Annotated in this window: 13 protein-coding genes; 5 read left to right on the forward strand and 8 right to left on the reverse strand. The window is 57.8% G+C overall.

Going from position 1 to position 14950, the window contains the following annotated elements; all coding sequences use genetic code 11:
• Positions 1-47 precede the first annotated feature (47 nt).
• From ACIPIJ_RS10165 to ACIPIJ_RS10200, 8 genes are all read right to left on the reverse strand, one after another.
• Entirely contained in the window at positions 48-827 is a 780-nt protein-coding gene (locus tag ACIPIJ_RS10165; RefSeq protein ID WP_401075627.1) for an IclR family transcriptional regulator, read from the reverse strand.
• Between the two features lie 109 nt (positions 828-936).
• Positions 937-1518 carry a sarcosine oxidase subunit gamma gene (locus ACIPIJ_RS10170; protein ID WP_401075630.1) on the reverse strand — a complete coding sequence of 194 codons (582 nt, stop codon included), beginning with the start codon at positions 1516-1518 and terminating at the stop codon, positions 937-939.
• A 1-nt stretch (position 1519) separates the two neighbouring features.
• Positions 1520-4417, reverse strand: coding sequence for a 2Fe-2S iron-sulfur cluster-binding protein (locus tag ACIPIJ_RS10175; RefSeq protein WP_401075632.1), 2898 nt, complete (start codon positions 4415-4417; stop codon positions 1520-1522).
• Positions 4414-4713 (reverse strand): sarcosine oxidase subunit delta, encoded by a 300-nt coding sequence (locus tag ACIPIJ_RS10180; RefSeq protein ID WP_003251157.1) that lies wholly within the window; start codon positions 4711-4713, stop codon positions 4414-4416. The genes ACIPIJ_RS10175 and ACIPIJ_RS10180 overlap by 4 nt, the downstream gene beginning before the upstream one ends.
• A gap of 10 nt (positions 4714-4723) precedes the next feature.
• Positions 4724-5965 carry an FAD-dependent oxidoreductase gene (locus ACIPIJ_RS10185; protein ID WP_401075635.1) on the reverse strand — a complete coding sequence of 414 codons (1242 nt, stop codon included), beginning with the start codon at positions 5963-5965 and terminating at the stop codon, positions 4724-4726.
• The gene (gene folD, locus ACIPIJ_RS10190; protein ID WP_401075638.1) at positions 5947-6852 is read right to left on the reverse strand and encodes a bifunctional methylenetetrahydrofolate dehydrogenase/methenyltetrahydrofolate cyclohydrolase FolD; all 906 of its coding nucleotides are present in this window, start codon (positions 6850-6852) and stop codon (positions 5947-5949) included. Before folD ends, ACIPIJ_RS10185 begins: the two co-directional genes overlap by 19 nt.
• Positions 6849-7715, reverse strand: coding sequence for a formyltetrahydrofolate deformylase (purU, locus tag ACIPIJ_RS10195; RefSeq protein ID WP_401075640.1), 867 nt, complete (start codon positions 7713-7715; stop codon positions 6849-6851). The genes folD and purU overlap by 4 nt, the downstream gene beginning before the upstream one ends.
• A gap of 253 nt (positions 7716-7968) precedes the next feature.
• Complete coding sequence (locus ACIPIJ_RS10200; protein ID WP_401075643.1) at positions 7969-8571, reverse strand: helix-turn-helix domain-containing protein; 603 nt, start codon at positions 8569-8571, stop codon at positions 7969-7971.
• 276 nt (positions 8572-8847) lie between these two features.
• Here ACIPIJ_RS10200 and glnT point away from each other — a divergent pair, with 276 nt between their 5' ends.
• The 5 genes from glnT to ACIPIJ_RS10225 all read left to right on the forward strand — a co-directional run bounded on the left by glnT (position 8848) and on the right by ACIPIJ_RS10225 (position 14726).
• Complete coding sequence (gene glnT, locus ACIPIJ_RS10205) at positions 8848-10182, forward strand: type III glutamate--ammonia ligase (RefSeq protein ID WP_401075645.1); 1335 nt, start codon at positions 8848-8850, stop codon at positions 10180-10182.
• A gap of 73 nt (positions 10183-10255) precedes the next feature.
• Positions 10256-11161, forward strand: coding sequence for a glutamine amidotransferase family protein (locus ACIPIJ_RS10210; protein WP_401075647.1), 906 nt, complete (start codon positions 10256-10258; stop codon positions 11159-11161).
• Between the two features lie 11 nt (positions 11162-11172).
• Positions 11173-11856, forward strand: a complete 684-nt coding sequence (locus tag ACIPIJ_RS10215; RefSeq protein WP_401075650.1) for a protein glxC — start codon at positions 11173-11175, stop codon at positions 11854-11856.
• Positions 11857-11871: 15 nt separating this feature from the next.
• Positions 11872-13194, forward strand: coding sequence for an FMN-binding glutamate synthase family protein (locus ACIPIJ_RS10220; protein WP_401075652.1), 1323 nt, complete (start codon positions 11872-11874; stop codon positions 13192-13194).
• Positions 13195-13400: 206 nt separating this feature from the next.
• Positions 13401-14726, forward strand: a complete 1326-nt coding sequence (locus tag ACIPIJ_RS10225; RefSeq protein ID WP_401075655.1) for an ammonium transporter — start codon at positions 13401-13403, stop codon at positions 14724-14726.
• Positions 14727-14950 lie beyond the last annotated feature (224 nt).

A 14950-nucleotide genomic window follows, 5' to 3' on the forward strand; every position in this document is an offset into this window, starting at 1 on the left:
CGCTAAAGGGGTTGACCGACTGTGATCTACATAAGGTGTCATCCCAGTTAGCGATCATGAACGTATCCAAGATCAGCGCTAATTTTTCTGCTGGACTCCCGCAGCAGCGCCTCAAATTTCTCCGTAGCACCCTCGGGATCCATTACGGCATCTGGGCCTGAGAGATTGATTGCAGCCGTCACTTCTCCCCTATGATCTTTGATAGCCATGGCAATCGCGGTGGAGTAATCCGAACGATGCAGCACCCATCCTCGCGCTCTGTCACCCTCGATCATGTCTTGCAGCTCGAGCTGAGTCCGTGGAGCAGGGGCAGGGTAATCGTCTAAACGAATGTGTTGGTAAAGTGCGGCGAGCTCTACCTGGTCAAGGCCGGTGAGTAGCATGCGGCCAATCGCCGTGCAGTGGCATGCGATGCGGGTGCCAACCGGAATGTTCACGGACAGCCGCTGAGCCGCAAACGCTCGGTAGACATACAGGCTTTCCGTATTCTCCCGCACAGCCAAATGGCAGGAGAGAGAAGTTCGATCTCGCAATTGATTCAGGTGAGGCATGGCGACATCGACAATGTCACGGCTGGCGAGGTAACTGAAGCCGTCGCTGATGACTCGGGCTCCGAGCTCGTACTGGCTGTTGTGTTTGTTCAAGTAACCCATATCGGTCAACGTGAACACTATCCGGTACAGCGCCGAGGTGCTGACGTTCAATCGCTCGGCGATCTCCTGCATGCTCAGACTACGCGTTCGAGCGTTGAACAGGCCAAGCACCGCGAGCCCTCGGGCCAGGGCAGGTACGCTGTAGTCGGCATCCTTAACGGGGGCGTCGATCATCGTTCGTTGCTCTTCCGGGATCTGGGAATCGATATCATGTGTGCCGGCCACGACCGCAGTGGAAATGGTCTGCTTCAGCTCGTAGTCAGCACAGCATGATCTGTATCACTTAATACAGCGCGTCGATCTGTAGGGCTCGTCCATCAAACTCGGCCATCGCATCCATTAGTGCGCCTTTGAAATACTCGAGCGAAGCGCGATCACAGAGGATGTGAAGGATCGGGTGCGATTCAGCACTGATGTTGATGACGATCACGTTGATCCTTGCAGCCGATGTTTGTGCAACGGCGCCATGCGCAAATGCAGCGCTGCGTAGATCAACCCCACACAGTTTGGCCATGACTTCAGCTGCGTGAGCGCCGCTCAGCTGCATCCACGCGTGGCTGTCTTCGCGAGGCAAAAGGTAGTTGGCCAAATGATCCATCTCCCAGCGAGCTTCTTCATCGGCGATGCGCTCACCTCTGTCTCGCAGGCTGCCCAGGAGCAAATACTCTGTCTGCGACAGACGCGCCACGTGGCTACCGTCCGGTTGGGTAATGGCCTGGTTGGGCTTCTCAGGAAGGCTGAAGCCACGGGACTGCAGGTATTCGCCACTCTGAGCGCCGCGAAAACCAACCCTTGCAAGCCCCGTCAGATCGACCACCGCACATTGCTGAAGTGGGCCCGGCCCGATTTCATTGAGGTTGGACATGTCAGAGCTCCTGGCGCTGGTTGTCTGGATCGAAGAAGGGGAGCTTTACGACGGTTGCCTGGACGACCACACCATCTTCAACTCGGATCGGAATCTGCTGCCCCGGAGTACTCTGATCAAAGGCGGCGTAGGCCAGGCCGATGATCTGATCAAGGTTTTGCGAATATTCGCAGGACGTCACATTGCCGCTGATGTCCGGCCCCTTGAGAACCAGATGGCCCTCGAGCGGTTGCGGGCTGGTCTTGGGCAGCGTGAAGCCCACCAGCTTGCGTTTCTGTGGCTGCGCTTCAAGGATGTCCACGGAGCGCCGACCGACAAAGAACGGCTTGTTACGGCTGACCGCCCACCCCATGTCGATTTCGCTGGGATGGGTCATGCCGTCGGTGTCCTGGCTGATGATCACATGGCCTTTTTCCAGGCGCAGCAGGCGCTGGGTCTCGACACCAAATGGGCGAATGTCGAATGCCTTGCCGGCCTCTACCAGTGCATCCCAAAGCTTCAACGCATGACGTGCAGGTACGTGGATTTCGTAACCCAATTCCCCTACGAAGCCTACGCGCAGGAGCCGCGCCTTGATCCCGGCCACGGTGCCCAGGCGAACGCCCAGGTACGGGAATCCTTCAGCGGACAGATCAAGATCCGAGCACACTTTCTCGAGCACCTTGCGTGAGTCGGGCCCCGCTACGTTGACTGCCGAGATGGCGGCAGTGACGTTAGCGATGTCGACGTTCAGGCGCCATTGCGCGTTCCACTTGAGCATCTGCTGATAGATTCGATCCACGCCGCTGGTGGTGGCAGTGACGTAGAAGTGGTTTTCGGCAAAGCGCGCGCAGACACCATCGTCGATCACCACGCCATGTTCGTTGGTCATCAGCGCGTAGCGTGAGCGACCCACGGGCTGCTTGAGAAATGCGAAGGTGTACATGCGGTTGAGAAGTTCGGCAGCGTCAGGGCCGCGCACGTCCAGACCGCCCAGCGTCGAAACGTCGATGATGCCGACCTTCCGGCGCACGTGCAGCGCCTCGGCCTGCATGCATTTGTCCCGCTCGCTCGGTTTGCCGTAGTAGGCAGGGCGCTGCCAGATACCGGCAGGCATCATTTTTGCGCCGGCTTCCAGATGACGGCGGTGCATGGGTGTCTGGCGGTACGGGTCAAACGCTCGACCCGCGACATGGGCCAGCTTCTCCGCCTCAAAGGGAGGGCGCGCTGTGGTTACGCCTGTTTCGCTGACGCTGCGCTGAGTGGACGCGGCCACCAGTCGTGCTGTCGGCAGGGCTGAGTGGCGCCCTTGAGACGGCCCCATGCCTACGGTGGAGTAGCGCTTGACCAGTTGTACATCTCGATAGCCGATCTTCGTGGCGTTAATGATATCGCGCACCTGTAAATCTTCGTCGAAGTCGACAAAGTCCTTGCCTTTGGGGTGCGGGAAAATCGGCCATGGGAAATTGACCTGCGCTTCTGGGCGCAGCGGCAGGGGCTTGACGTTGATGTCCAGGCCTAGCGCTGTAATGATTTCGGTGGCTGTGCGAGTGGCATCAGCGAGCACGTTGTCCAGTGCGTGGAAGCCATGGGCGGAACCTGCAACGCTGAGATTCTTCGGCAGGCCGCTAAGGGTGAACTCAGCCAGTTGATCGTCATAAGACAGCTTGCCGCCGGCTTGGCACAGCAACTGATAGACCGGCATGTAGCCGCCGGACATGCAGAGCAAATCGCAATCCAGGTGCAAGCTGCTGTTCGCGACTTGGCCGAGGCCGGTGATCTTGCGGATGTCGACGCCGCTGACATGGCGCATGCCTTTTTCATGCAGCGCTTCAAACACCGTGCTGTTCAGATGACAGGGGATTCCGCGCTTTTCCAGCGCGATCAGCAACGCGCGATCAGCGGGATTGGTACGCATGTCCACCAGCGCTGCAACCTGAACACCTTGCTCGTGCAGATCGAGCGCTGCGTAGTAACCGTCGTCGTTCCCCGTGAGTACCACTGCGCGTTTGCCAGGCTTTACGGCGTAGAGTTTCATCAGGCGTTGGGCTGCGCTGCTAAGCATCACCCCGGGCAAATCGTTGTTGCGGAAAATCACTGGCTGATCAAACGAGCCGCTGGCGATCAGGCATTGGGTGGCGCGCACTTTGTACATGCGTTTACCCTGAATCACCGGCAGATAGTTATCGGTGAACCATGCATTGCACGTAGCTTTCTTCAGCACCTGAATGTTGGCGTGGCCTTCAACAGCGTTGATCAGCTCGCGGCGTAGGCTATCGGCACGATCGTTTTCGACATCGAAACGGGCATAGGTCAGTGAGCCGCCCAGAATGGGTTGTTGCTCAATCAACAACACCTTTGCGCCTGCATTGGCCGCAGTCAGTGCCGCCTGCAGTCCAGCAGGGCCAGCGCCGACAACCGCGAGGTCAGCGAACAGGTAGGCCTTGTCGTAGTACTCGGGCTGGAATTTGAGATCCAAGACGCCGAGTCCGGCCTTTTTGCGAATGATTGGCTCCCATAGTTTCCATGCACCCTTAGGCTTGTAGAACGAGCGGTAGTAGAAACCCACCGGCATGAATTTGGAGAACTTGCCAAGATAGGCGTCTTTGTCGTTGTCCAGAGAGCCGTTGAAGTTTTGCCCGGTCACCTGCGCACCACTTTCCAGCAGGTGAGTGTCCGCCAGGACGTTGGGCTCGCTCGGCAGCTGTACCAGGGTATTGGCGTCTTGACCGGCCATGGTCAGTGGGCCGCGCGGGCGGTGATACTTGAACGAGCGGGAGAGCAGGAAGCGACCATTGGCGAGCAGGGCACTTGCGATGCTGTCACCTGCAAACCCTTGATATGCTTTGCCATCAAAGCTGAAATGAAGAGGCTGATTGCGGTCGATCAACAAGCCCATGGGAGCGGGTAGGCGGCTCATTGCGCGGTCTCCTTGGCGGTCGTGAATTCAACACGGGTGGTGAACAGCTCTTTGGGATCGAAGGTGCGCAGAATCTCATCGCTGCCAGTGTGGCGTTCGGCCAGGAACCAATAGCTGGAGGGGTTGTGCATCCACCACTCGCAAACCACGCCCAGCGTGTCATCGCTGTTGAACACGTAGTCGGCCCATTCGGCATCGGTACACGTCTGCGGATCGGGCATCTGCTTGAACTCACCGCCATAGGTGAACTCACTGATGTTGCGCGGCCCGTTGAGTGGGCAATTCATCACTTTCATGTCTTGCTCCTCAGTGGCTGGCCGCTGTCGCGCCCATCTCGTTGACTTGCTGGAAGGTTGAGAAACGCTCGAGGCCGAACGGCTTGATCAGTTCAGGTACCTTGCCCCCGCTGGCAACGAGTTCGGCCATGGTCTTGCCGCAAATGGGCGTAGCCTTGAAGCCCCACGTGCCCCAGCCGGCATCCAGGTAATAGTTCTTCACCGGGGACAACCCCATGATCGGGCTGTAATCCGGAGTCATGTCGGTGATCCCGGCCCACTGACGCATCAGCTTGGCATTGGCCAAGAACTGGAACATCTCGATCGCGTGTGCAAGCAGGCTTTCTTTCAGATCCAAAGTTGAGCGGGTGTTGAACAGCGGGTACGGATCCGAGCCACCGCCAAACACCACTTCGCCACGGCTGGTCTGTTGCACGTAGCAGTGCAGGGCAGAGGAGCTCACCAACGGGTCGAGGAACGGCTTGAACGGCTGGGTCACCATGGCTTGCAGAGGGAAGGTCTGGATCGGCGAGCGGATACCCGCTTTCTTCATCAACTGCGAACTCATGCCCGCCACTGCCTGCACCGCGCAGCCGCACTGGATGGTGCCGCGATTGGTTTTCACCGCCTTGATGGTGCCGTTCTCGATCACCAACTCTTGGACTTCAGTGAGCTGATGGATTTCCACGCCACGCTTAGCCGCCTGTTTGGCGTAACCCCAAGCCACTGCGTCATGCCGGGCAGTCGCGCCGTCTATGTGCCAGAGACCTGCGATCACCGGGAGATGCCCAGGGTCGAGGTTGAGTGTCGGTACGAGCTCACGAATCTGTTGACGGTCAAGCATTTCGGTGCGCCCGCCGAAGTGTTTGTTGACCTCTGCACGCTGACGGAACGAGCGCACGGTGGCGTCGGTGTGGGCGAGCGTCAGTTGGCCACGATGGGAATACATGATGTTGAAGTCGAATTCATTGGACAGCCCTTCAAACATCCGTACTGACTCGGCGTAAAAGCGCACCCCCTCGCTAGTGAGGTAATTGGAGCGGATGACCGCTGTGTTGCGCGCCGTGTTGCCGCCGCCCAGATACCCCTTCTCCAGCACCGCGATATTGGTGATGCCGTGGTACTTGGACAGGTAGTAGGCGGTTGCCAGGCCATGGCCACCGCCGCCGATGATTACCACATCGTAGGAAGGTTTGAGCGCCTTGGGAGCAGGCAAATCCACTTCGACCGGGTATTCAGAGCTGAGCCCGTATTTCAGGAGATTGAAAGGCATGCGGCCTCCGAGGAAACGCGTTGTGCATGAGCCTGCTGAACCGCAGCGGTAACGGTGTTCTTCATCAGAAAGGCAATGGTCATCGGCCCAACACCACCAGGAACTGGTGTGATAGCTGAAACTTGGGGCAGGGCGCTGTTGAAGTCGACATCCCCAACAAGCTTGCTGCGGCCATCCTCTTCAATGCGATTAATGCCGACGTCGATGACCACTGCTCCTGGCTTGAGCCAACTTGCATCGATCATCCGTGGTCGTCCGACGGCGGCAACGACAATGTCTGCCTGCCGGCACAGGGCCTTGGCATCGACGCTGCGCGAATGCACCACAGTGACCGAGCAATGCGCCTGCAGCAGCAGAGCGGCCATGGGTTTGCCGACGATGTTGGATCGCCCGATGACAACGGCGTGCTTGCCGCTCAGGTCGCCGCAAGCCTCTTCAAGCAGTTGCATGCAGCCGCTGGGAGTGCATGGCGTTAGCACATCGCGACCCTGGCTTAAGCCGCCGACATTTTCACTGTGAAACCCATCGACGTCTTTGCCCGGGGCAATGGCCTGTAACGCACGCGTTTCCTCGATGTGCTTAGGCAATGGGAGCTGCAGCAGAATGCCGTTCACGGCTTCGTCCACGTTCAGGTCTGCGATCAGCTTGAGCAGTTCACCCTGCGAGGTTTCCTCACTCAGGCGGTACTCGAGCGATTTGATTCCCGCTTCTTCTGCACGGAGGATCTTGTTGCGCACATAGACCTGGCTGGCAGGATCTTGCCCGACGAGTATTACAGCGAGCGCAGGGAAGATGCCATCGGCGCTCAGTCGGGCGACATCGTCTCGAACCTGCTTCAGCACGCGGGCTGATGCCGCTTTGCCGTCAATCAGTTTGGAAGTACTCATCGGAAAATCACCGTTCTGTCTTCGTTGAGGAATACCCGATGCTCCAGGTGATATTTGACCGCTTTGGACAGCGCCACGGTTTCAGTGTCGCGTCCGATGGCGACCAGGTCGTCTGGCAGATAGGCATGATCGACGCGCTGGACTTCCTGCTCGATGATCGGGCCCTCGTCCAGATCGCTGGTGACGTAGTGAGCCGTGGCGCCGATCAGTTTCACGCCACGCTCATACGCTTGGTGATAAGGCTTGGCACCCTTGAAGCCTGGCAGGAAGGAGTGATGGATGTTGATGGCACGGCCCGATATTTGCCTGCAGAGATCATCGGAGAGGATCTGCATGTAGCGTGCGAGGACTACGAGGTCGGTCCCGGTCTCGTCCACGACTTTCATCAACGCTGCTTCCTGCTGTGCCTTGGTCTCCTTGGTCACTGGCAAGTAGATGAACCGAATACCTTCGCGCTCGGCCATAGGGCGTAGATCAAGGTGGTTGGACACGATGGCCGTGATGGTCATGTCCATTTCGCCCTTGTGGTAGCGATACAGCAAGTCGGTGAGGCAGTGGTCGAATTTGCTGACCATCAGCAGTACGCGCATCGGCTGGCGAGTATCGTAAAGCTCCCACTGCATGCCGAACGCTTGAGCGACGTCTTCGAAGCCGGCTTTCAGCTGAGCGATGTCGCCTTCATGGCCATCGTTGAAACGAAACACCGCCCGCATGAAAAATTTGCCGCTCAACTCGTCGTCGAATTGCGCCATCTCACCGATGTAGCAAGCGTTGCCCGCCAGGTACGAGGTCACTGCCGCCACGATGCCGGAAGTCGCAGGACAGCTGATTTTGAGAATGAAATGGTTTTTTTCATGTTGCATGGTCAGTCCTCAGATGTGCGCGGGGTGGTTTCCGGCAAGTGATTCATCGGTGAAATGCAGATTCGCCCGTGAATAAATATTCTCATAAAGAATTAAATATTCCGGCTGGGGAATTTATAGGCGAATTCCGCAGGCACGTCTACATGCTGGGGAAAGATTTTTTACTGGTAGGAAATGACGGCAGGGAGTAAGCGGGCGCGAGCAGGTAGGAAATACGAGTCCAGGTCTAGCCTGGACTCTGGAAAATACGGGGTCAGGCGTCCGAGGGGGCGTAGTTCATGATCGACAAGAGACGGATCGGTACGCTTACCAGCTTCTCAGGGCCATGGGGGATTTCAGCATCGAATGTGAGACTGTCACCTGCTTCCATGTGATAGAGCTGGTTGCCATGGCGGTAGACCAACTCGCCTTCCAGCAAATGCAGGAATTCAGTGCCGGGGTGGGAAAAAGTAGGAAACTCCTCGCTGGCGTCATCCATGCTCACCATGTACGCCTCGAAGCTTTTCTTGGGCCCGCGGGTGTGGTTCAGCAGGTGATAGGTATGGCCTTTCTCCGTGCCACGGCGAACCACTTCGAGCCCTTCATCACGTTTGACCAAAATCGCAGCGCTGCCCTGCTGGTCATACTGGCTGAACAATTTTGACATGGGCATGCCCAGGACGTCGCAAAGGCGGCTGAGGTTTTCAAGGCTGGTCGACACCTGAGCGTTTTCGATTTTGCTCAGCATGCCTTGACTGATCCCGGCTATGCGCGCCACGTCCGCAAGCTTCAGTTCCTGCGCTTGACGCTGTCTTTTGATCTGGATGCCCAAGTACTGCTCAAGCTTGAGCTTGGGCTGGCTTTCGTGTGTGTTCATGGTTTGCACTAATTCCGCACAGTAAATTTATTTTCGCACCGAGAATGTGCAAATTTTTTTGCGTCGGTTAGGATCGCCTGGCTTTATTCGTAGCCGGAAAAATAGTTTCCCATAAATAAGGCAGAAAGGCTCCTCCTGGGATCGACTTTTCGGCGGCAAGCGCGAGTTGGCAAGTTCATTGCATTCTCATGGGGAAAGTAAGTTTCCTGATCGTAATAATCAGGTCAGACCCATCGACTTCCCACCAACGAATTGCTACAGCCAGGAGTCATGTCCATGTTGCCACACGAAACACAGCGCCTGATCGATACACACGGGATCAAGTATGTACTGGCTCAGTTCGTAGATATCCATGGTTCGGCCAAAACGAAATCGGTACCCGTATCGGGTCTCGAGATGGTCGCCGAAGCCGGGGCGGGGTTTGCAGGGTTCGCGATCTGCGGTATGGGCATGGAGCCACATGGCCCGGACTTCATGGCAAAAGGCGATCTGGCATCTCTTACGCCAGTGCCATGGCAACCAGGCTACGGCCGGGTGGTCTGCATCGGTCATGTCGAAGACAAGCCTTGGCCATACGACAGCCGCTACGTCCTGCAGAAGCAGGTCGAGCGGTTGAGCGATCGTGGCTGGACGCTGAATACTGGCCTGGAACCTGAATTCAGCCTGTTCAAGCGCGACGGGCAGGGCAAGCTGCAGATGGTCGACGCCAGTGATGATCTGGACAAGCCGTGCTACGACTACAAAGGCCTGTCCCGCTCGCGCGAGTTCCTTGAGCGCCTGACCGAAGCCCTGCAGCCAGTGGGTTTCGACATCTACCAGATTGATCACGAAGACGCCAACGGCCAGTTCGAGATCAATTACACCTACAGCAATGCCATGGAATCCGCCGATCGGTTCACCTTCTTCCGCATGGCTGCCGGTGAGATTGCTAACGACATGGGCATTATCTGCTCGTTCATGCCAAAGCCTGACCCCAAGCGTGCGGGTAACGGCATGCACTTTCACCTGTCGATCAGCAGCGCGACCAACAAGAACCTGTTTCACGATGCGAGCGATCCGAGCGGGATGGGCCTGTCGAAAATGGCCTACCACTTCGCCGCTGGCCTTCTGGCGCATGGCCCAGCCTTGTGCGCCTTCGCAGCGCCGACGGTCAACTCCTACAAGCGCCTTGTTGTGGGCAATTCCTTGTCTGGGGCGACCTGGGCACCAGCCTTCATCGCCTTTGGTGCCAATAACCGCTCGGCCATGGTTCGTGTCCCGTATGGCCGTCTGGAGTTCCGTCTGCCGGATGCTGGCTGCAATCCCTACCTGGTCAGCGCGGCGATCATCGCGGCGGGGCTGGACGGCATCGACCGCAAGCTGGAAATCGACCAGGTGTGCAACGAGAACCTCTACAAGTTGAGTCTTGAGGAAATCGCCGCGCGCGGCATCAAGACTTTGCCTCAGTCGCTCAAGGAAGCCTGTGATGCGCTTGAAGCTGACCCACTGTTCGCCGAAGTGCTCGGCAACGAAATCGTCGGTGAGTTCATCAAGCTCAAGCGCATGGAGTGGGTGGAGTACAGCCGTCACGTCTCGGACTGGGAAGTGAAGCGCTACACCGAGTTCTTCTGATCTAGCCAACGTAAACAACCATTTCTGACACCCTGCCGATGGGTAGGGGGTCTTCTGCCCAGGAGTTAACGATATGTGTGGAATTGTGGGGCTATACCTGAAAAATCCGGCGCTGGAGCCCCAGCTCGGCAAACTCTTCGAACCCATGCTCGAGGCCATGACTGATCGCGGCCCTGACAGTGCCGGCTTTGCCATTTACGGCGACGAAGTCGCTGATGGCTGGGTGAAGTTGACCTTGCAAGCAGCAAGCGATGACTACGACTTCAAAGCGCTGGTAGGCGCACTGGAAGGCAAGCTCGCGGCGTCTTTGGACTGGTTCCAAAATGCGAGCGCCATCGTGTTGAAGATCAAGGCTGAGGAAGCTGCCGTACGTTCTGCTTTGGCGGAACTGGCCCCGGACGTGCGCATCATGAGCGCCGGCAAGAGCATCGAGATCCTCAAGGGCATGGGCTTGCCGAAAGAGATCTCCGAGCGCTTCGGCTTGGGTTCGATGAAAGGTAGCCACATCATCGGCCATACCCGAATGGCGACCGAGAGCGCCGTGACGATGGAAGGCAGCCACCCGTTCTCCACCGGCGCTGACCTGTGCCTGGTGCACAACGGCTCGCTGTCGAACCACTTCCGTCTGCGTCAGGAGCTGCGCCGCGAAGGTATCAAGTTCGACACCGAGAATGACACCGAAGTCGCGGCCGGTTACCTGGCCTGGCGTCTGCAGCAAGGCGACAGTCTGAAGACCGCTTTGGACAGTTCGCTCGAAGCGCTGGACGGCTTTTTCACCTTCGCGATCGGCACCCGCAATGGCTTCGCCGTGATCCGAGACCCGATTGCTTGCAAGCCGGCAATTCTTGCCGAAACCGAAGACTACGTCGCAATGGCTTCGGAGTATCAGGCGCTGTCGAGCCTGCCGGGCATCGAGAAAGCCAAGGTCTGGGAACCTGTTCCCGCCACCATGTACATCTGGGAACGCGAGTCGGCTTAAGGAGCACGCACATGAAAACCATCGATCTCAGCAACACCACCGTGCGCGACCTTAATCAGGCTCTGCACGATCAAGCGAAGACGCTCGATGAACGAGAGTGGCTGGTCACTCACCCTGACGGCGCGCACAACCTTGCCGTCGGTGTAAACGAAGCGGTGTCCGTGGATATCCAGGGCCATGCCGGCTATTACTGCGCAGGGATGAATCAAAAGGCATCCATCACTGTGCACGGGAACGTGGGCGTGGGGTGCGCCGAGAACATGATGTCTGGCTACGTCCGAGTAAAAGGCAGCGCTTCGCAAGCAGCGGGCGCTACGGCGCATGGCGGTCTGCTGGTGATCGAAGGCGACGCCGGCGCCCGTTGCGGTATTTCGATGAAAGGGATCGATATCGTGGTCGGCGGCAGCATCGGCCACATGAGCTGTTTCATGGGGCAGGCAGGACGCCTTGTGGTGTGCGGGGACGCCGGTGATGCGTTGGGTGACTCCCTGTATGAGACGAAGATCTTCGTCAAAGGCAAGGTCGAGTCCCTGGGTTCTGATTGCATCGAAAAAGAGATGCGCCCGGAGCACATTGAAGAGCTGCAAGCGCTTCTGAACAAAGCCGGTTTCAACGAGAAAGCCAGTGACTTCAAGCGCTACGGCTCGGCTCGCCAGCTGTACAACTTCAAAGTCGACAACGCCTCCGCGTACTGATTCAGGAGCAAGAAAATGAGCGAGAAAACCACTCCAGTCCTGCGCGAGTCGGCCACTTTCGATCGCCTGACTATCCAGGAAATCCAACGTGCCGCCGAGACCGGCATCTATGACATTCGCGGCGGCGGTACCAAGCGCAAGCTGCCGCACTTCGACGACCTGCTGCTGCTCGGTGCAAGCGTCTCGCGCTACCCGCTGGAAGGCTACCGTGAGAAATGCGGAACGGATGTAATCCTCGGTAACCGGTTCGCCAAGAAGCCGATCCACCTGAAAATTCCGGTGACCATCGCCGGCATGAGCTTTGGTGCATTGTCGGCCAATGCGAAAGAAGCCCTGGGTCGCGGCGCCACTATTGCAGGCACCAGTACCACCACGGGCGACGGTGGCATGACGCCGGAAGAACGCGGCCAATCCCAGCACCTGGTTTACCAGTACCTGCCTTCGCGTTATGGCATGAACCCAGATGATCTGCGCAAGGCCGATGCCATCGAAATCGTCTTGGGGCAGGGCGCCAAACCGGGTGGCGGCGGTATGCTGTTGGGCATGAAGGTGACCGAGCGTGTTGCCGGTATGCGTACCTTGCCCATCGGCGTTGACCAGCGCTCGGCATGCCGTCATCCGGACTGGACTGGGCCTGACGACTTGGCGATCAAGATTGCCGAGATTCGTGAGATCACCGATTGGGAAAAACCGATTTACGTGAAAATCGGCGCCAGCCGTCCTTACTACGACGTCAAGCTGGCAGTGAAGGCCGGCGCCGATGTGATCGTGCTTGATGGCATGCAAGGCGGTACCGCTGCGACTCAGGAAGTGTTTATCGAGCACGTCGGTATCCCCATCCTGCCAGCCATTCCACAGGCGGTTCAGGCGCTGCAGGAGATGGGCATGCACCGGAAGGTGCAGCTGATTGTCTCCGGAGGCATCCGTAACGGTGCAGACGTTGCCAAGGCCATGGCACTGGGCGCCGATGCCGTGGCCATCGGTACGGCCGCATTGATTGCTCTGGGTGACAACCATCCACGCCTGGACGATGAGCTCAAGAAGATCGGCTCAGCGGCCGGCTTCTACGATGACTGGCAGAACGGGCGTGACCCGGCAGGTATCACCACGCAGGATCCGGAGCTGTCAAAACGTCTGGATCCGATCGAAGGCGGGCGCAGGTTGGCCAACTATTTGCGTGTTCTGGTGCTGGAGGCGCAAACCATGGCTCGGGCCTGCGGCAAATCCCACCTGCACAACCTCGACCCTGAGGACCTGGTGGCCTTGACCGTAGAGTCCGCCGCTATGGCTCGTGTGCCGTTGGCAGGGACTTCGTGGATTCCAGGCAGCCAGTACTAAGTATTACCTGATGTAGGAGCGCGTGAGCCTGTGGCGGCGATCTGTCTGCAACTGAATTGTTGTCTGACACGACGCCGCCAAGGGCAAGCGCGCTCTTGCGTTCAGGCCATGCTTGATTTGACCCATCCAAGAGGCCTCAACGGCCCATCGCTTCACCCCCTCGCTTTCTGCCAGACACTTTTCCATTCATCGCAGGAGCTTCCACAATGGTTAATCGTCTACCCGGCAAATCACTTCTTGCATTGCTCGCGCTCAGTGCATGTATACCGTTGGCACAGGCGGCTGATACCCCTACATTGAACACCGGTAGCACCGCCTGGATGGTAACGGCGGCGGTTCTGGTACTGTTCATGTGTCTGCCAGGCCTTGCGCTGTTTTACGGCGGTCTCGTGCGAGCCAAGAACATGCTGTCATTGTTCACCCAATGTTTTGGTATCGCCGGACTGGTGGGGGTGCTGTGGGTGGTTTATGGCTACAGCATGGTGGTCGATACCACTAACATGGTTGAGGGCGAGGTTAGCTTCAATAGCTTTGTCGGCGGTCTGAACCGCGCATTTTTGGCAGGCATGACGTCTGAAAGCCTCGTTGGCGAAGTTCCGGAAGGGGTGTTTGTTACCTTCCAAATGACCTTTGCCATCATCACTCCGGCGCTGATTGCCGGAGCTTTTGCCGAACGTATGAAGTTCTCGGCGGCGCTGCTGTTCATGGCGATTTGGTTCACCCTTGTCTACGCGCCGGTGGCCCACATGGTTTGGGGCGGAGCAGGGGCTTTGATGCACAATTGGGGCGTGCTGGATTTCGCAGGTGGTACTGCGGTTCACATCAATGCGGGTGTAGCTGCGCTTGCAGCCTGTTTGCTGCTTGGCAAGCGTAAAGGATACGAAAACGCTCCAATGCCTGCACATAACTTGAGCCTCACTATGGTCGGTGCGGCGATGCTCTGGGTTGGCTGGTTTGGATTCAACATCGGCTCCGGCGGCGGCCTCAATGGCCTTTCAGGCATCGTGATGCTCAACACTCAACTCGGTGCGTGTGCCGGTATTCTGGGCTGGATGTTCACCGAGTGGCTCAGGGTAGGTAAGCCGAGTGCGTTGGGGCTAGCCAGTGGCGCCTTGGCCGGCCTGGTCGGGATAACCCCAGCCTGTGCGTATGTAGGGGTTGGCGGCGCGCTGGCAATCGGCCTGCTTTGTGGCGTGTTCTGTTATCTCAGCGTGACTGTGCTCAAGACGCGCCTGGGCTATGACGACAGCCTGGATGTATTCGGCTTGCACGGTATCGGCGGAATGATCGGCGCCGTGTTGACTGGCGTTTTCTGCGTGCCGGCGTTGGGCGGGTTGGTGGAGAACGTCAGCATGGCTGATCAGGTAATCGCGCAGGTCAAAGGGGTGGCATTCACAACAGCCTACTGCTTCATTGCGAGCTGGATCATTCTCAGAGTCTTGAAAGCGGTCGTTGGCTTGCGGACACATGACGCGGTTGAGGAAATGGGACTTGACCTCGGCGAGCATAACGAGCGGGCGTACAACCATTAAATGAAGGCTGTGGCCCATCAGCGTCCCGTTCATTAAAGGCCCGGAAAAGTCGACTTCGCCGTCCCTGAGCGACGCCATGGAGGTCGCCATGCAGATTCGCGGTGATGTTTTCTGGAAATGGCATCTCGCGTGGTCGTGCCATCAAGACATGGTTAGCCCGTGCTTGAAAACTTTGCAAGTGGTGGGCTAATCAATAATACCTACAGTAAAGTTAGTATGCTCAG

The sequence above is a fragment of the Pseudomonas sp. NPDC087185 genome, from assembly GCF_044744955.1.
In the GTDB taxonomy this organism is placed as follows: Bacteria; Pseudomonadota; Gammaproteobacteria; order Pseudomonadales; family Pseudomonadaceae; genus Aquipseudomonas.